This is a genomic window from Haloarcula nitratireducens, from assembly GCF_019599505.1.
This window is the reverse complement of sequence record NZ_RKLT01000001.1, coordinates 399,543-416,794: the sequence shown is the minus strand read 5'-3', so window position 1 is coordinate 416,794 and position 17,252 is coordinate 399,543. Positions and strand designations below refer to the sequence as shown.

Sequence of the window (17,252 nt, the reverse complement as noted above, 5' to 3'; positions counted from 1 at the left end):
CTAGATGTACCGACGGCAGTAGCGCCCGAACCGCTCGCTGCCGGTGGTTTCGCCCACCTCGGCCTCCAGTGACCGAATATTATAAGTTGACCGCAAAGTCACCGTTCAGCGGTCGATAGCCGCTCGGACAGTGTCGCTCGGCAGTGACGTTCTGTGAATAGCGACTGTTCTATACGTACTCGTACAAAATGTATTTATATACGGAAATGCAGTCGTAATTTCTGAGGAGGACGTAGCGTCGCTCTAGGTGGTTTTCATGGTGCTATATAGTTGGTAATAAGATGGGTGGTTCGTGAATGCCAACGTGTTACCTTCCCCAGACCTGCACCGTGCTGAACGTGGTCTTCGTTCGAGACCGGTGGTCCCTGTTTGGTCGTGAAGGTAGCACTGACCAAAATGAGACAGACGAACACTGCACGTATCGGACTCGTCGCGCTCCTCGTCCTCTCCGCAGTCGTCGTTGGCGTCTTCGCCCCGGGCGCGCTCGCCCGAGACCCCGGCGCTGATACGACGACTGTCGGTGAGACGAACGCGACGCCGATACACGACGGCGAAACCGTATCGGTGACGACGACCAGCACGCGGAATTTCACGTTCGACGTGACACGCGGTGAGGCGTTCACGTTGACCGCCACTCTCAACGCGAGCACGTCGACGTTCGACGACATCAGCGTCAGCGTATACGACGAGAACGGAACCGAAGTCGGCGCGCTCTCGGGCGGCGACGACCCCGCGAGCACCAACGTCCTGATGGAGAACTTCGACGCGAAAGCGGGCGACGTCTCCGAGGCCGACCAGACGTATACGGTCCGCGTCACCGGGGAAGGCGACAGAGAGAAACGGTACAACCTGACTCTCGAGACGCGACGACTCGACGAGTACGACCCCGACGAGTCGCCCGAGTCGGCGACGGTAGTCGACGCGAACGCCACGGTCGACGCCGCCGCCGCTAACTACGACGAGGACCACTACGCGGTGAACCTCTCCGCGGGCGACGAGATGGATATCGACGTCGTCTCAGACGTCCACGACCGCGAGTGGTACGAGCAGGTGTCCATCACCGCTCCGAACGGCGAGGACGTCGCTCTCGACGACTACGACGAGTCCTTCGCGGCCGAACAGAACGGCACGTACGTCGTCGAGGTCGGGTTCGAACCCGCCGCGACGATGGACCCGTCGCTCGATTCGGCGGCGTACACGCTCGAACTCGACCACTCGCCCACCGAGAAGAGCGAGGGCTCCCCGGTAGCGGACCCGGAACCCCCGGAGAACGGAATCGAGGACGGCAGCGACGATAGCTGCCCGTAGTCGCAGGCCGTCACCTCCGCCGGACGAAACCCCCTCCGATTCTTCCGGTGAGCGAGAGACGTGGCCCCGATAGAACGCCACTCTTCGCTGTGTGTATTGGCCCGCTCGCGGCGCGTCTTGGCAACTGCCTGTCCGGAACGTCGTGGAACTAACGGATAGCTGATAGGGGATTACCTTGGTCAGTTCTAGTAGTGTTCTAGCTGGTAAACTTCCGGTTCACCCCGTCGATGTGGCATTTAGCACACGAATAATGCCATCTGTGGAGGATTGAATGTGTGGATAAACCGTTTACAACTAATTACTACGCCGGTAATAAGGTAATTACCGTGAGGACGGTTCTCTGTCGCCTTCCCACCGGACGAAGCCACTCCCCGTGGTCCCCACTCGGTCTCGAAGGTGACACAGCGCAAGCTATGCCAAACGGAAATCTGACACGTATCGGTCTGGTCGCACTGATGGTCCTGTCCGTCGTCGGCGGTGGCGCGTTCGCCACCGCGGCTGTCGCCCAAGACAGCCAACCGACGGCAGACGGGGACGGTAGTGCGACGCCGATCCACGACGGCGAAACCATTTCGGTAACGACGAACGGCACCGAGGAGTTCACGTTCAACGCGACGCGCGGCGAAGCGTTCGGGTTGGCCGCGAAGATAGACGAGAACACCTCGCAGTACAACAACGTCGCTCTCAGCGTGTACGACGAGAACGGCACGGAAGTGGGCGAGCTGACGACCGGCGACTTCCCGATGCGCACGGAAGTCGCCTCGGGTCACTACACGGCCGAGGCCGCCGACGTTGCCCCGTCTACCCAGACGTACACCGTGCGAGTGACCAAGTCTGGCGACGAACGGGTCCACTACGACCTGACGCTGGAACAGAAGCGATTCGACGAGTACGACCCCAACGAGTCGCCCGAGACGGCGACCGAGGTCGACGCGAATGCCACCATCGAGGCCGCGTCCGCCGAGTACGACGAGGACAACTACGCGGTAAACCTCACGCGCGGCGACGAGATGACGGTCGACGTCACCTCGGACGGCTGGGAGCGGTTCTGGTACGACAACGGTTACGTTATAACGCCCAGCGGTGAGGAGATCGGGATTCCGCCCACAGACGCGGAGAGACCGACCGACTCCGCGACGCTCCGATTCGAGGCGAACGAGACCGGCACCTACGTCGTCCACTGGGAGTACAGCGCCGAGAACACCTCGGACACCTTCGTTCCGGAACCGTACGCCATCGACTTGACGCACACGCCGGACGACGAAGTCACCGACCCGTTCGAGGACCCGGAGGAATCGCCGTCGGACCCCGACGACGGTGAGGACACCGGTCCGGAGAAGAACCTGCCCGACGAGGAGGTCAGGACGTACTCGGTGACGACGAACACCACCGAGACGTTCACGTTCGACGCGACGAGCGGCGAGGCCTTCGCCGTGGTCGCCACGCTGGACGAGAACACGTCGGACTATCAGGACGTCGCCGTGACCGTCACGGACGAGAACGGCAACGAGACGGCGAACGTGCCGGGCGGACAGCCCAACGACGTGACGGAGACCGTCACCGGTGACCGCACGGCGAAAGCCGCCGACGTCGCCGAGGCCAACCGCACCTATACCGTCGAGGTGCAGGCTATCGGCGACGAACAGCGTCAGTACAACCTGACCATCGGGACGGAACAACCCGACCAGTACGACCCCAACGAGGACGTCGGGGCTGCGACTGCTGTCGACGCGAACGCGACCGTCGACGCCGTCGCCGCGAGTTACGACGACGACAACTACGCGGTGAACCTCACCGCGGGCGACGAGATGGAACTCGACGTCATCTCGAACGCGTCCGACCGCCACTGGTACGAACGCGTGACCGTCACTGCCCCGAACGGCGAGAGCGTCTACGTTGACGACTACAAACCGTCCTTCGAGGCCAAGCAGAACGGTACCTACGTCGTCTCGGTGACGTTCGGTCCGCGTGCGGCCGAGGACGCCGACCTCTCCTTGGAGGCGTACACGCTGGAACTGGACCACATGCCGGACGACACCATCGACAACCCAGAAGACGACGACCCCGAACCGGTCCCGCCGGAGAACGGGACCGACGACGGCGACGACAGCGACGACCCGACCTGTCCGGCATAGTAGCTGTCGCAGAGAACCGGTTCACGCGCGAACCGACTGCCGCAGTCCTTTTTACCTACCGAAAGAACGCACCCCGTAAGCGGCGCTACTCCTCTTCGCTGACGGTGACCTGCGCCTCGCGGAGCACTTTCTCGGCCATCTCGTAGCCGGGGCGGTGCACGTCCGCGATAGCGCCGGCCTCCTCGTCGCTCTCGACCTTCGCGAGGACTTGATGCTGGGTCGGGTCGACGTCCTCGCCGGGCTGGGGGTCGATGACCTCGACGCTCTCGGCGGCCAGCACGTCGTCGAGCTGGCGAAGCGTCGATTCGACGCCGGCGCGGATGTCGGCGTCCTCGTCCTGTTCGAGCGCCCGTTCGAGGTTGTCGCGCACGTCGAGGACGCGGCTCACGAGGTCCTCGGTGGCGCGCTGTTTCTCCTCCTCGCGGCGCTTTTTCATCCGCTTCTTGTAGTTCTGGAACTCCGCCTGTTTGCGCTTGAGCTTGTCCTCTAACTCCGCCGTCTCCCCGTCGAGGGTCTCGACCTGCGATTCCAGGCTGTCGGCGCGGCTCCGCAGCGCGGTCAGTTCGCGGGCGATCGCCTCGGGGTCCGAGTCGGCGACCCGCTCGACGAGGTCCTGGTCTGCCGTCTCGCCGTCGGTGACGTCGTCGAGATCGACGTCGGCCGCATCGACGTCGTCGGGCGCGCTCTCGACGTCCTCGGTATCGACCGCCGCGTCGGTCGATCGCTCCTCGGCGGCGTCCTGGTCAGTCATACTCGAAGCGTACCGTCACACGAATAAAAGGATTCAGAAACGTCGCCGCTCGTCCAGGGTCCGTCGCCGCCGATCCCTACAGCAAGAGGCTGACGACCATGAGCACGAGGAAGACGAGTACCAGTATCTTCGCGATCCTCATGCTGAGACCGGCGATACCTCGGAACCCGGCCACGCCGGCGACGATGGCTAAGACCAGAAAGAGGAGTGCGAACTCGAGGAACCCGCCCGATTGCAGCGGTGTCATGGCGTTCTGTAGCATGCGCTCGGAAGTCGGCCCGCGGGTGCATTATTACGGACGCCATAATATACGGATATCCGGATTTTCAGCCGGTATATCGACTGTATTCTCAGAGCGGGTTGCAGCGTCTCTCGACGGTCTTCACGGCCGTACTCGAAGCGGAAGAGTCGATCAGCCGTCGGCTCCGACCCGCGAGAACCGATACCGGGTCGCGCTGTCGACGGTGACGGCGTATCCGCGGTACTCGAACGCGAGCACGTAGGACCAACAGGTGTTCTCGTCCGCGAACAGGGCATCGAGCGACGAAGCAGACGAAAAAATCCGTTCTGACGGACCGGTACTATCAGTCGTCGTCGGCGGTCGGGGCGAACGCCCCGTCGATACCGTCCGCGAGCGCGTTGATAGTCGCTCGGCCGTCACGCTGCCGGTCGATCAGTCCGTCTTCCTGAAGTCGCTGCAGATGGTAGGAGACAGTGCTCTTCGTGAGGCTCACCCGTTCGGCGAGCTCGCCGCCCGTCGCGGGCCCGTGTCGGTCCAGTGCGTCGAGGAGGGCACGCCGCGTCCCGTCCTCTACCGTCGCCGGCGAGACGCTGTTCTCGGCGCGTGCCGGGAACAGATAGCTCCGTCCGTTCTCGTTCGTCCGCTGTATCAGCCCTTCGTCGACGAGGACGCGGAGGTGATAGCGGGTCGTCGAGACGTGGGTGTCCGTCTCGCGAGCGAGTTCGGTGACGTAGACGCCGGGATCGGTGGTGATGGCGTCGAGGAGTTGCTGGCGCGTCTCGTGTTCCAGCGGGTCGCCGTCACCGAATCTGGTGTAGCCGGCGACGGCCGGAACCACCGGAACGACGTCCGTGACGGGGAGGCTCACGCTGAACAGTCCGTCCTGGAGTTGGAGCAGAGTGGATGCCTCCAGACGGTCGTCTCCCGTTCCGAGGCCGGGCATCCCGCCGGTACTGACTGCGTGATGCAACTCAGCATCGTCGGGTGACCTGACCGCCGGTTCCGCCGCTACCGCCGGCGACACCGTCGTCGCCAGGACGAGTACCGCGACGAGACCGACGGACGCTCGGAGCGTAGCTGTCATGTATTTGCCATCCGCGCGGGTTCCGGATGAGTCTGCAGGCCACTGCCCGAAACCCATCCGGGGGGTTGAACTCCAACCACTATAAGGTGGGTGAATAAATCGCCCGTATTAGCACATTTATCGGCCGCTCAGTCGGCCGACTCCAGCTCACCATCCTGCCGCGGGAAAGCGTTATCCGCGACTGCGGCCAACCGCAGAGCGTGCTGGAGTTGACGTTCGAAGACGGGACGATCCGCGTCACCGGGAACCCGAAGGTGGCCCTCCCCGGCGTCGAGCGGGACGCTCGCTCGGAGAGCGGACGAGCGCCCGCTCACGGATACGCCGCGCTGCTCGATGCCCTCGAAGGCCGCGGTCTCGAGTACACCGACCGAGTCCTCGACGCCCCCGCGCTCGATCTCTCGACGACGTACGACCTTCGCGGGTATCAGGAGACCGCGCTTTCGGCGTGGCGCGAGGCCGGCGACCGCGGCTGTCTGGAACTGCCGACCGGGAGCGGGAAGACGGTCATCGGCATCGCCGCGATGGTCGCCCTCGGAACGGCCGCGCTCGTGGTCGTGCCGACCATCGACCTCTTAGAGCAGTGGCAGCGCGAGCTCGAACGGGAGTTCGACCGCCCCATCGGCCGACTCGGGGGCGGCGAGCAGCGGATCGAAGCCGTCACCGTCGCCACCTACGACTCGGCGTACCTCCGGGCTGACGAACTGGGCGACCGGTTCGGGCTGGTCGTCTTCGACGAGGTCCACCACCTCGGCGGGGAGGGCTACCGCGACATCGCCAGACTGCTCGCCGCGCCCGCCCGCATGGGCCTGACGGCGACCTTCGAGCGGCCCGACGGCGCTCACGAGGTCGTCGAGGAACTCGTCGGGCCGCTCGTCCACCGCGTGGACGTCGACGACCTCGCCGGCGACCACCTCGCGAACTACGACATCAAGCGCGTCGAGGTCGCGCTGACGCCCGACGAGCGCGAGCGCTACGAAGCGGAACAGGGAACCTTCACCGACTACCTGGCCCGGTCGGGCATCGAACTGCGTTCCGGGAGCGACTATCGGGAACTCGTCAAGCGCTCGGGGACCGACCCCGCGGCCCGCGAGGCGTTGCTCGCCAAGCAACGCGCCCGCGAGGTGATGATGAACGCCGAGCGGAAGGTCGAACGGCTCGCTGAGATCCTCGACCGCCACCGCGAGGACCGCGTCATCGTCTTCACCGCCTACACCGACCTCGTCTACCGGCTCTCGGAGCGGTTCCTGCTCCCGGCGATCACCCACGAGACGGGCGCGGGCGAGCGCCGGGAGATCATCGAACGGTTCCGCGACGGCACGTACTCCCGGGTCGTGACGGCGAACGTCCTCGACGAGGGCGTGGACGTCCCCGACGCCAACGTCGCCGTCGTCCTCTCGGGTAGCGGGTCGGAACGGGAGTTCACCCAGCGGCTCGGGCGGATTCTCCGCCCGAAGGCCGACGGCTCGCGTGCGCTCCTCTACGAGCTCGTCACCGAGGAGACGGCCGAGGAGCGCGTGGCGCGACGGCGGCGATAGTGTCTCTCGGTTGAGATCTGAGCGCTTCCGGCCCGAATACATAACCGGCGTCGGCCGGTATATCCGAGTAGATGCAGTCGCTGTTCTCTCTCGACTCGATAGCGATGCGGAGGCGCGAGCGGTGCGTCTGATACAGATACGCGTCGTCGACGACCACCTGGAAGCGGTTCAGGAAGTCCTCGACGACCGCGAGATAAGCTACGTGGAGATGGAGGAGAAGAGCAATCACGAGGAGGCGTCGCTCTTTCAGTTCCCGCTCCCGCCGGAGGCCGTCGACGAGGTGTTCCGAGAGCTCGAAGCGGCGGGGATGGACCCAGACCGCTACGCCGTCATCGGGTCGGTGGAGACGTCCCGCTCCAATCAGACCGCCACGACGGAACGTCACGACGACCGCATCTCACACGACGAGCTCCGGGGTCGGGCGGTCGGGATGAATCCCGGTGCTATCACGTACTACGGAATGACTATCCTGAGCGCGGTGGTGGCGACGGCGGGGCTCCTGTTGGACTCGCCGGCCGTCGTCGTCGGCTCGATGGTCATCGCGCCGCAGGTCGGGTCAGCGCTGACGGCCTCCGTCGGGACGGCGCTCGACGATCGGTCGCTGGTCAAGGAGGGGTTTCGCGACCAGATACTCGGGCTGACGCTCGCCGTCGTCAGTGCGGCCGCCTTCGGGATGGTCCTCCGCTACGGCGGATTCGTTCCCGGCCAGTTGCGCGTCGGGACGGTCCAGCAGATATCCCAGCGCATCTCCCCGGGCTTCCTCTCGATGGCCGTCGGGATCTGCGCCGGGGCCGCCGGCGCGTTCGGCCTCGCGACGGCGCTACCCGTCTCGCTCGTCGGCGTGATGATCGCGGCCGCGCTCATTCCGGCCGCCGCCGCCGTCGGTATCGGGCTCGCGTGGGGGATTCCGGCGATCGCGCTCGGGGCCGGCATCCTCCTGGTGGTGAACGCGGCCTCGGTCAACCTGGCCGGGTTCTCGGTCCTCTGGGGACTCGGGTTCCGGCCCTGGGACTGGCCCGACGGCGAGCCGACGCTCGGGACGGCTAAGAAGTACGCGCCGACGGTGCTGGCGCTCGCGGTGTTGCTGGCGACGTTCGCCGGCGCGACCACGGTGACCGCGCGACAGATGCAAGTCGAGACGTCGGTCAACGACGCCGTCGAGGAGGTACTGAACGAGGAGGCCTACGAGCGGCTCCGGCTGCTGTCCGTGCGGACCCAGTTCGGGGGCGTCTCCGTCTACGAACTGGACCGAGAGGTCACCGTCGAGGTGAGTCGGCCCGACGGCGAGGCGTACCCGCAGTTGGCCGGGCGACTGGACGCCGCCGTCACCCCGGCTATCGGGCAGGAGACGAGCGTGGAAGTGAGCTTCGTGGACCGCCAGACCGAGGGAGCCTGACGCGGGACTTTTGGCCGTCGCCGCCGGAGAGGCAGTCGTGCTGACGAAGGACTTGCTCCGCGTCTCCCGAGCCGGTGGCGGCTACCACCCGCAGTTCGCCGACGGGGGAGACGACCACCTCGCGGCCCGCGTCCTCGGCGTGTGTCAGGGTCACGTCGGCGAGACTCGGTCGGAGTTACAGGCCGCGCTCGCCGACCTCGAAGGCGAGGCCGAGGACTTCAAACTCGTCCGCGGGTTCGCCAAGCTCGTCGACCGCGAGGCGACCTTCGAGACGCGGGCCGACGTGCCGCCCGAACGCGCCAGAAAGCGGGCGTTCGAGGCCGCCGAAGCCGTCGGCGTCGTCACCGAGAGCGAGCGGGCGGCGGCGCTCGACCGGGCGGCCGACAGACTCGGGGTCGGTAGGGACGCGGTCGAGTCGTCGCTGTACGCCGACCTGGACGACCGGCAGGTGCTCGCGGCCGTCGACTCTCGCTGGTCGCCCGCGGAGCTCCGCGTCCAGTACAACCTGTCGCTCGCGCAGACGGCGCTGTTCGACGCCACCGAGGTCAGGGTCCGCTCGTCCGACCCGACGACGCTCGTCTCGGCGGTCAAGCGACTCCGGCTGATGTACGAGATCCGAAAGACGCCGGACGGCCGAGAGGTCGTCGTCACCGGCCCGGACGCGCTGTTCTCGAACACGCGGCGGTACGGGACGCGGTTCGCCCGCCTGCTCCGGACGGTCGCCGGGGCCGCCGAGTGGGAGCTGACGGCGACGATCGACGACCGGGGGACCGAGCGCGAACTCCTCCTCTCGCAGGACGACGTCTCGGTTCCCGGCGTCGAGCCCGTGACCGAGGTGACCTACGACAGCGGCGTCGAAGCCGACTTCGCCGCCCGCTTCTCGGCGCTGGACCTCGACTGGGGGCTCGTCCGCGAGCCCGAACCGCTCGCCGCCGGCGAGCACGTCGTCGTCCCCGACTTCGCCTTCGAGTGGCGACCCGGCGGAACGAGCGAGGTCAGAGACACGAGCGACAGCGACGCTCCGTTCCGCGTCTTCTTCGAGGTGATGGGCTTCTGGACTCCGGAGTACGTCCGAAAGAAGCTCGACAGATTCGCCAGCCTGGAGGACGTGGAGATGGTCGTCGCCGTCGACGAGTCGCTGGGCGTCGGCGAGACGTTGGAAGCGCAGGACCACCGCGTCGTCCCGTACTCGGGGACGGTCAGCGTCAAGGACGTCCGCGACGCGCTCCGCCCCTACGAGGCCGAACTGGTCGCCGAGAGCGCCGCCGACATCCCCGCGGAACTGCGCCCCGGCGACGACGCGATCCCGCTGGCCGCCCTCGCCGACGAACTCGGCGTCAGCGAGGACGCCCTCGCCGAGAAGTCGTTTCCCGACCACGAACTGGTGGGGCGCACGCTCGTTCGACCGTCGGTACTCTCCGCCGTCGCGGACGATATCGAGGCCGGCGTCTCGCTATCGGACGTCGAAGCCGCGCTGGACCCGTACGGCATCGACGACGCTAGCGCGGTGCTCTCCAGGCTGGGCTACCGAGTCGAGTGGGAAGGGTTGAGCGGCGGGACGGTTCGCGAGCGCGAGTAGGGGGAGTCGAACGCCGCCCGCGAGTTCGTATCGCCGTCTTACTCTCCGCGAGCGTCGATAGCCGACGCATAGTTATCGCCGCTCCCGCGGTAGCGCAACCGCTATGACGGCAGTCAAGATAGTCAAGGTGCTCGGTACGTCCAGCGAATCGTGGGAAGACGCGGCCCGCGAGGCGGTCGCGCAGGCCAGCGAGACCATCGACGACATCCACGGGATCGAGGTCGAGGACTGGACGGCCAACGTCGAGAACGGACAGATAACGGAGTACAAGACCACGGTCGAGGTGGCGTTCCCGGTCCACGAACAGCAGTGACCGTTGCGGCTGTAATCGGCGAGAACGCTCAGGTATCGAGGTCCCGCCGGCGGCCCTTCGGCACCTGCGAGCGCAACTCGCCGTAGACGAACAGGCCGACGCCGGCGGGCTCCGCCTCTCCGGCAAGGTCGTGCGTGACGACCAGATACCCCCAGTCGCCCTCCCAATCGAGTTCCTGGTCGTCGCCGGCGACGAACCGTCTGGCCTGCTCGTCGGTGAGGTGGACGACGTTCTGCCTCGCGCGGTGACCGAAGCGCTGGACCGCCTCCAGCGTCGGCTTCCAGTGTTCCTGTCGCGTCCGGAGGAACGCCATCCCGAGGCCCTCGATATCCACCGGCGACGGCGGGTCGCCGCGGTATATCCAGATCTTGCCAGCGCCCAGCTCCCAGAAGGTGTGGTCGGCGAACGTCTCGGGGTCGACGCCGAACCGCTCGGACCAGAAGTCGAGCACTTCCTCGCGGGTCGCCCGCCCCTCGTCCTCCCGCTCGGCGGCGGTCTCGGGCAGCCGCGTGAACCGCGTGCTGTCGTTGCTCATCCGGTCACCTCCAGTTTCGCACAGAAGAAGCCGCCCGTGTCGTTGTGATGCGGGTAGATGCGTTTCGCCTTCGTCACGCTCGGGTCGAACGTCTCGTCTACCCACTCGGTGACGCCCTCGCGGTGGGTAAGCGGCAGGTCGTATTCGACGAGTTCGCAGTCTCCTTCGCCGAGTACGTGGTCGAGGACGGCCTCGTTCTCCTCGGGAGCGAACGTACACGTCGAGTAGACGACCGTGCCGCCGGGTTCCGTCACCTGTACCGCGCGGGTAAGGATGCCTTTCTGGACGCCGGCGATGCCCTCTACGTGCGAGAGCGACCAGTCGTCGAAGGCGTCGGGGTTCTTCCGGACGGTCCCCTCACAGGAACAGGGCACGTCGACGAGCGCGCGGTCGTAGGTCTCGCCGCCGAAGGGCTTCAGCGAGTGGTTGCGGCCGTCCTCGTGCGTGACCGCGACGCTGGTCGCGCCCAGTCGCTCGGCGTTGCTCCGCAGCGCCGAGATGCGCCCGAGGTTGTTGTCGGTCGCTACCACCTCGCCCGAATCGTTCATCTGTGCGGCCAGTTGCGTCGTCTTCGTCCCCGGCGCGGCGCAGGCGTCCCACACCCGCTCCCCGGGCTCGGGGTCGAGGACGGTGGCCGGCACCGCCGACACCTCCTCCTGGCCGTGCGTCCAGCCGTGGAAGTACGGCCAGTTGTTCCCCGGCGAATCCCCGGGGAGGACGAACAGCAGGTCGTGCCAGTCGACCGGTTCGTGGGCGACCCCGGCCTCGTCCAGAGCCGTCCGAACCCGCTCGACGGTGGCCTTGACGGTGTTGACCCGGATCGCCGACGGGAGGGGGCGCTCACAGGCCGCCCGGAACGCCTCCCAGTCGTCGACGACGGGTCGATACCGCTCGATTGGCTCCATTGGTCCGGCGTTCGACGGGGGCGCGTTTGTGGGTTTCGAACGACCTTTTTCTGCGTCGGGTCGCCTACGGCGACCACTCCTTGAAAAACGTCGATGAAAAAGGCCGAACGCTCGTTGCACTCGCGTTCGGTGAAACCGCGCCTGCGGCGCGGTATGCTTCCAGTGCCGCCTTTGCCTTTCGCCCGGAAGCTTTTCTCTGTCGTTCGAGAGAGCTTCGCACTCCCGGCGATGAAAAAGGCCGATTACTTCACTTCGTTGTGCATCTCGTCGATCATCTCGTCGAGGTCGGGGTTGCCGCCGCCGGGCTGGCGGGGCGAGTAGCTGAAGTCGCCCTTTCCGTCGGGGGCTTCGCCCTGCGTCCACGGCTGCTGTGGGTCCTCGCGCTCCTCGCGGGCGGTCGACATGAACGTGTAGTTGTACTCCTGGTTCTCCTTCGACTGGTCGAAGCTGTTCGGGACCGGGCGGTGCTCACCGAGCGCTTCGAGGGCGGCGTGCCACTGGTTCTGGTGCATCGTGTCCCGGGCGATGAGATACTCGAGCATGTCCTTCATACCGGGGTCGTCGGTGAACTCGTAGAGCCGCGTGGCGAGGAGTCGTCCGGTCGACTCCGCCATCACGTTGGCGTACATGTCGGCGGCGAGGTTTCCGGAGGCGATCACGTAGTTGCCGGTGAACGGCGCGCCGTTGCTGTCGACGGGCATCGCGTGCAGTCCCGCCGAGAGGGCCTGTCGGGGCTGGCCCGAGCGCATCATCTCGTCGATGACGGCGTCCTCGCGGGCGGCCTCGCGGGCCTCGTCGGACGCGCCTTCGAGGTTCTTCGAGACGGCGGTCGCCAGCATCTCGATGTGACCCAGTTCCTCGGTGGCGGTCTCCATCAGGAACTGCCGGATCTCCTGTTTCTCGGCGGGGACCGCGAACGCCTGAAACATGTACTGGAGCGCGACGCGCATCTCGCCTTCGGCCCCGCCGATGGCCTGCTGGAGCATCTTCGCGAAGCGGGGGTTGGGGTCCTCAACTTCGACCTCGAACTGAAGCTCGTCGTCGTGGTAGAACACGGCATAGTCGGTAGGGAACGGACGCGAAAGAGCCGCTTGCCTGCGCTTGCGTGCGGCGATTCTCTCCCCTGTCGTGCTGACGTGGGACGGCGGCTGTCCCGTCCCGCTGGGACGTCCCCGACGCGGTGTATATTCCGGCAACACATTCAACATCTCCGAGCCGGATATAATTCGGTGGGCCGTTTTTGCGCCCGGATTCGCGATGAACGAGCACGAATTCCTCGCCGCCGTCGAGCGGCGCACGGACGTCGAATCGGACAACGAAGCGCACGTAGTCGCGGACGCGACGCTCCAGACGTTGAGCGACCGCATCGTTCAGGGCGAGGCCGAGGACATCGCCTCGCAGCTCCCGCGGCAGCTGGCCGATAGCCTCACCGCGGGGCCGGTCGAAGCCGAGGAGTTCTCCGCCTCGGAGTTCACCGATCGCGTCGAGACGCGCGAGGCGGACCTCGGGACACTCGACGACCCCGACGGTGAAGAACACGCCCAGGCCGTGCTCGAAGTGCTGGGCGAGGCCGTCAGCGGCGGCGAACTCGACGACGCGCGCGAGCAGCTCCCCGACGAGTTCGACCCGCTGTTCGAACCGGTAGACATGACCGAAGGTCAGGTGTAACCGCCGCGACTCTCGGCCGTCGCCGTCTCAGTTCTCTCTCGCTACCGTCCGGTTCTCGATAGAGCGGTCAACGCTCGATAGCCCCGCCTTTGAAGCCGTCTGCCCCCCTCTGTCGAGACATGGCACAGGTACAGGTCCACCGAGAGGACATCGAGTTCGAGGACCCCACGCTCGTGGAGGGGTTGCCCGGCGTCGGTCTCGTCGGGAAGATAGCCGCCGACCATCTCGTCGACAGTTACGACATGGAGCACTACGCCAGCGTGCTCTGCGAGGGGCTGCCGGAGATCGCGGTGTACACGGAGGGAGACCCGACGGTCCGAGCGCCGGTCCGTCTCTACGCCGACGCCGACAGAGACCTGCTCGTCTTACAGAGCGACGCGCCGGTCTCGCCGTCGGCCGCCGACGAGTTCGCCAGTTGTCTCGTCGGCTGGTTCGAGAGCCAGAACCTGACGCCGATATTCCTCAGCGGGATGCCCGCCGAGAAAGACGACGTCCCCGAGGTGTACGGCGTCGCCACCGGCGACGGCGAGGCGTTGCTAGAGGAGGCTGACATCGGCGCGCCCACCGAGTCCGGGGCGGTGACCGGCCCGACGGGCGCGCTCGTCCACGAGGCCCAGCGGATCGGGATGACCGGCGTCGGCCTCGTCGTCGAGGCGGACCCGCAGTTCCCCGACCCGGAAGCCGCGAGAGCGCTCTTGAACACCGGTATCGGTCCGCTCGGCGAGCTCGAAGTCGACACCGAGGCGCTGGTCGAGCAGGCCGAGGAGATCGGCGAGGCCAAGGAGCGACTGGCGAAGCAGATGCAGAACGCCGAGGAAGAGGAGAGCACGAGCGCTCGACCGCTGGGAATGTATCAGTAATGGCGGACGCCGAGTCAGTCGCGCGGTCGACGATCGTCCTCGTCGCCGCAGTGGTCGCCCTCGTCGTCGGCTGGTTCCTCTTCGTGACGGTCCCCGGCGACCTCGCCCAACTGATCGGGGTCGTGCTGGCGCTCGCTACCGCCCTCCTCGCGGTGCGTATCGCGGGCAACGTCGCCGGGTCGCTGATCCCCTCGCACAACGTCGCCGAAGTCGCCGTCGAGGGCCCGATAACTCGCGACGGCGGCGGCGGGGCCGTCAGTTCGCCGAGGGGGACCAGCGCCGACGACGTAGTCGAACAGATCGAACGGGCCGACGACGACCGCGGCGCGGAGGCGCTGCTCGTGAAGCTCAACACGCCCGGCGGCGAGATCGTCCCGAGCGAGGACATCCGACTGGCCGCCGAGCGCTTCGACGGCCCGACCATCGCGTACGCCACGGACGTCTGTGCCAGCGGCGGCTACGACATCGCCGCCGGCTGTGACGAGCTCTACGCTCGCGAGGGCTCTATCGTCGGCTCCATCGGCGTCATCGGGTCGCGGGTCAACGCCAAGGACCTCGGCGACCGCCTCGGCCTCGACTACGAGCAGTTCACCGCCGGGAAGTACAAGGACGCCGGGACGCCCCTGAAGGAGATGACCGAGGACGAGCGGGCGTACCTCCAGGGGCTCATCGACGACTACTACGACCAGTTCGTCGAGACGGTCGCCGAGGGCAGGGGCATCGACGACGAACTCGTCAGGGAGACCGAGGCCCGCGTCTACCTCGGGACCGAGGCCGACGAACTGGGGCTCGTCGACGACATCGGGACCCGCGAGGACGTCGAGGACCGCCTCGAACACCTCATCGGGGAGCCGGTCACCGTCGCCGAGTTCGAGGCCGACCGCGGCGTCATGGAGCGGCTCCGCGGGGGCGCACAGCAGGTCGCCTTCGCGCTCGGGGCCGGCATCACCAGCACGGCGGAGGGCGACGTCGACGGCCTCTCCTTCCGGAAGTAGCCGACGCCGGCGCGAGGGTTTTTATCTCGGGGCGTACTCAGACTCGGTGTGACCACGTTGGTGGTGTGTATCGACCGGAACAGCCCGGTCGCGGACGAGTACCCGGTCGTCGGGCGGCAGGCCGTCGAGTCGATGATAACGGAGACGGGGGTCGAAGATCCCGAAGACAGCCGCGTCAACTGTCTGCTGGAGGGTCTTCGGGTGGCAGAGGACCTCGAAACGAGCGGTGACGACCCGGTCGTCGCCGTCGTCGGCGGCGGGAGCGACGCCGTCGGCTCCGACCGGAAGATCGCCGACCAGACGGAGTCGCTCGTCGCCGAGTACGAACCCGAGTCCGCCGTCGTCGTCGTCGACAGCGCCGAGGACGAGCGGCTGGTCCCCATCATCGAGAGCCGGGTCCGCGTCGACGCCGTCGACCGCGTCGTCGTCCGGCAGGCCCGGGACATCGAGTCGACGTACTACCTGCTCAAGCAGTTCCTCGCCGACGAGGAACTGCGCAAGACCGTCCTCGTCCCCATCGGCCTCGCCATGCTGGCGTTCCCGCTGTTGCTCATCGTCCTGGACAGCACCACCATCGCCGTCGGGGCCATCGCCGCCGCCTTCGGCGTCTTCCTCATCTACAAGGGACTCGGGATCGACGCCTATCTCTCGCGGCTGCCGTCCCAGACCCGCGAGGCGCTCTACTCCGGCCAGGTGTCGCTCGTGACCTACGTCGTCGCCGCCGGCCTCTCCGTCGTCGGCATGTTCGCCGGCGCGCTGGAGATCTCGCCCGTCGACTCGTCCAGTCCCTTTCTCCTCGCCAATCGCTTCCTCTTCGAGAGCGTCCCGTGGCTCACCGCGGCGGCGCTCGCGGCCTCGCTGGGCCGGCTGCTCGACGAACTCCTCGAACGCGAGGGGGTCCGCAGCGCCTACGTCAACCTCCCCTTTGGCGCGGTGGCGGTCGGGCTCGTCGTCCGCGGCTTCTCGGCGTACTTCCTCGAGCGCGCGAGCGTGTTCGGACCGTTCCGGGTCCCGCCGATGGACTTCGGCGTCGTCGAGATCAACGGCTTCGCCATGGAAGCGGGCACCCGCCTCGCGCTGTTCATCCTCGCGGGCATCCTCATCAGCCTCGTCGGGGTACGGGTCGCAGCCTACGTCAGCAAGACCGACATCGAACGGGAACTGGTTGAATAGACAGCGATTTACGCCCGGCCGGGCAACCCCCGGACATGACAGACGGCGCGTGGGTGTCGCTGTACTCCGGCGGCAAGGACTCCTCGTGGGCGCTCTATCGCGCGCTCGAACGCGGCTACGCCGTCGAGCGGCTGGTGACGGTCCACCCCGAGGGCGATTCGTACATGTATCACGTCCCGGCGACGCGACTGGCCTCGCTGGCCGCCGAGAGCATCGGCATCCCGCTGCTCGAAGTCGAACCCGACGACTTCGGAGCGGCCGACGCGGTCGACTCCGGGCGGCAGGGCGACGAGGAACTCGAACCGCTGGAGGCCGCCCTGCGCGAACTCGACGCGGAACTGCCCGACGGCGTCGGCGGCGTCACCGCCGGGGCCGTCGAGAGCGAGTACCAGACCACCCGCATCGAGGCGATGGCCGAGCGACTGGAGGCGAACGTCTTCGCCCCGCTCTGGCAGGAGAACCCCCGCGACCTGGCCGACGCGATGCTCGACGCCGGATTCGAGATCCGCGTCATCCGCGTCGCCGCCTACGGTCTCGACGAGTCGTGGCTGGGCCGCCGCCTCGACGCCGACGCGCTCGACGAACTCGAAGACCTCCACGAGGAGTACGGCGTCCACATCCTCGGCGAGGGCGGGGAGTTCGAGACGCTGGTGACCGACGGGCCGCACATGGACCGACGAATCGAGTTGGAGTACGAGACGGAGTGGGACGGAACGCGCGGGACGATTCAGGTCACGGACGCGTGGCTGGAGTGAGCCGACGCCGGTGAGGAAA

17 protein-coding genes are annotated in these 17,252 nt (G+C 66.9%); 11 read left to right on the top strand and 6 right to left on the bottom strand.

The annotated features are described in order from the left end of the window. Nucleotides 1-396 precede the first annotated feature (396 nt). Nucleotides 397-1,308: a hypothetical protein gene (locus EGH23_RS02090; protein WP_220578375.1), complete on the top strand. Its 912-nt coding sequence runs from the start codon at nt 397-399 to the stop codon at nt 1,306-1,308. Between the two features lie 455 nt (nt 1,309-1,763). After that, nucleotides 1,764-3,443: a hypothetical protein gene (locus tag EGH23_RS02085; RefSeq protein WP_220578374.1), complete on the top strand. Its 1,680-nt coding sequence runs from the start codon at nt 1,764-1,766 to the stop codon at nt 3,441-3,443. A gap of 85 nt (nt 3,444-3,528) precedes the next feature. Here EGH23_RS02085 and EGH23_RS02080 read toward each other — a convergent pair whose 3' ends face one another. The 3 genes from EGH23_RS02080 to EGH23_RS02070 form a co-directional block, all read right to left on the bottom strand. Continuing rightward, nucleotides 3,529-4,194 carry a nucleotide exchange factor GrpE gene (locus EGH23_RS02080; RefSeq protein ID WP_220578373.1) on the bottom strand — a complete coding sequence of 222 codons (666 nt, stop codon included), beginning with the start codon at nt 4,192-4,194 and terminating at the stop codon, nt 3,529-3,531. A gap of 76 nt (nt 4,195-4,270) precedes the next feature. After that, nucleotides 4,271-4,456, bottom strand: coding sequence for a DUF1328 domain-containing protein (locus EGH23_RS02075; protein ID WP_220578372.1), 186 nt, complete (start codon nt 4,454-4,456; stop codon nt 4,271-4,273). 322 nt (nt 4,457-4,778) lie between these two features. Beyond that, nucleotides 4,779-5,519, bottom strand: a complete 741-nt coding sequence (locus EGH23_RS02070; RefSeq protein WP_220578371.1) for a winged helix-turn-helix transcriptional regulator — start codon at nt 5,517-5,519, stop codon at nt 4,779-4,781. 200 nt (nt 5,520-5,719) lie between these two features. Between EGH23_RS02070 and EGH23_RS02065 the strand changes: the two genes are divergently transcribed. The 4 genes from EGH23_RS02065 (at nt 5,720) to EGH23_RS02050 (ending at nt 10,342) form a co-directional block, all read left to right on the top strand. Further along, complete coding sequence (locus EGH23_RS02065; RefSeq protein WP_220578370.1) at nt 5,720-7,054, top strand: DEAD/DEAH box helicase family protein; 1,335 nt, start codon at nt 5,720-5,722, stop codon at nt 7,052-7,054. Between the two features lie 121 nt (nt 7,055-7,175). Next, nucleotides 7,176-8,450, top strand: a complete 1,275-nt coding sequence (locus EGH23_RS02060; protein WP_220578369.1) for a TIGR00341 family protein — start codon at nt 7,176-7,178, stop codon at nt 8,448-8,450. 37 nt (nt 8,451-8,487) lie between these two features. Beyond that, nucleotides 8,488-10,029: a DUF790 family protein gene (locus tag EGH23_RS02055; protein WP_220578368.1), complete on the top strand. Its 1,542-nt coding sequence runs from the start codon at nt 8,488-8,490 to the stop codon at nt 10,027-10,029. 103 nt (nt 10,030-10,132) lie between these two features. Beyond that, nucleotides 10,133-10,342, top strand: a complete 210-nt coding sequence (locus tag EGH23_RS02050; RefSeq protein ID WP_220578367.1) for a dodecin family protein — start codon at nt 10,133-10,135, stop codon at nt 10,340-10,342. A 28-nt stretch (nt 10,343-10,370) separates the two neighbouring features. On the opposite strand, the gene EGH23_RS02045 is transcribed toward EGH23_RS02050, so the two are convergent. The 3 genes from EGH23_RS02045 to EGH23_RS02035 form a co-directional block, all read right to left on the bottom strand. After that, nucleotides 10,371-10,877, bottom strand: coding sequence for a DUF7122 family protein (locus tag EGH23_RS02045; protein WP_220578366.1), 507 nt, complete (start codon nt 10,875-10,877; stop codon nt 10,371-10,373). Next, on the bottom strand, nt 10,874-11,782 hold the full coding sequence (locus EGH23_RS02040) for an RsmB/NOP family class I SAM-dependent RNA methyltransferase (RefSeq protein ID WP_220578365.1): 909 nt from the start codon (nt 11,780-11,782) through the stop codon (nt 10,874-10,876). The genes EGH23_RS02045 and EGH23_RS02040 overlap by 4 nt, the downstream gene beginning before the upstream one ends. A gap of 242 nt (nt 11,783-12,024) precedes the next feature. Beyond that, nucleotides 12,025-12,837 (bottom strand): manganese catalase family protein, encoded by an 813-nt coding sequence (locus tag EGH23_RS02035; RefSeq protein WP_220578364.1) that lies wholly within the window; start codon nt 12,835-12,837, stop codon nt 12,025-12,027. Between the two features lie 202 nt (nt 12,838-13,039). On the opposite strand from EGH23_RS02035, the gene EGH23_RS02030 reads away from it, so the two are divergent. The 5 genes from EGH23_RS02030 (at nt 13,040) to EGH23_RS02010 (ending at nt 17,233) form a co-directional block, all read left to right on the top strand. Continuing rightward, nucleotides 13,040-13,450: a DUF2267 domain-containing protein gene (locus EGH23_RS02030; protein ID WP_220578363.1), complete on the top strand. Its 411-nt coding sequence runs from the start codon at nt 13,040-13,042 to the stop codon at nt 13,448-13,450. A gap of 119 nt (nt 13,451-13,569) precedes the next feature. Next, the gene (locus EGH23_RS02025) at nt 13,570-14,310 is read left to right on the top strand and encodes a proteasome assembly chaperone family protein (RefSeq protein ID WP_220578362.1); all 741 of its coding nucleotides are present in this window, start codon (nt 13,570-13,572) and stop codon (nt 14,308-14,310) included. Then, the gene (gene sppA / locus EGH23_RS02020; protein ID WP_220578361.1) at nt 14,310-15,305 is read left to right on the top strand and encodes a signal peptide peptidase SppA; all 996 of its coding nucleotides are present in this window, start codon (nt 14,310-14,312) and stop codon (nt 15,303-15,305) included. The genes EGH23_RS02025 and sppA overlap by 1 nt, the downstream gene beginning before the upstream one ends. A 48-nt stretch (nt 15,306-15,353) precedes the next feature. Next, nucleotides 15,354-16,478, top strand: a complete 1,125-nt coding sequence (locus tag EGH23_RS02015; protein ID WP_220578360.1) for a DUF373 family protein — start codon at nt 15,354-15,356, stop codon at nt 16,476-16,478. Nucleotides 16,479-16,513: 35 nt separating this feature from the next. Next, a complete protein-coding gene (locus EGH23_RS02010) occupies nt 16,514-17,233 on the top strand; it encodes a diphthine--ammonia ligase (RefSeq protein ID WP_220578359.1) in 720 nt (239 codons plus the stop codon). Nucleotides 17,234-17,252 lie beyond the last annotated feature (19 nt).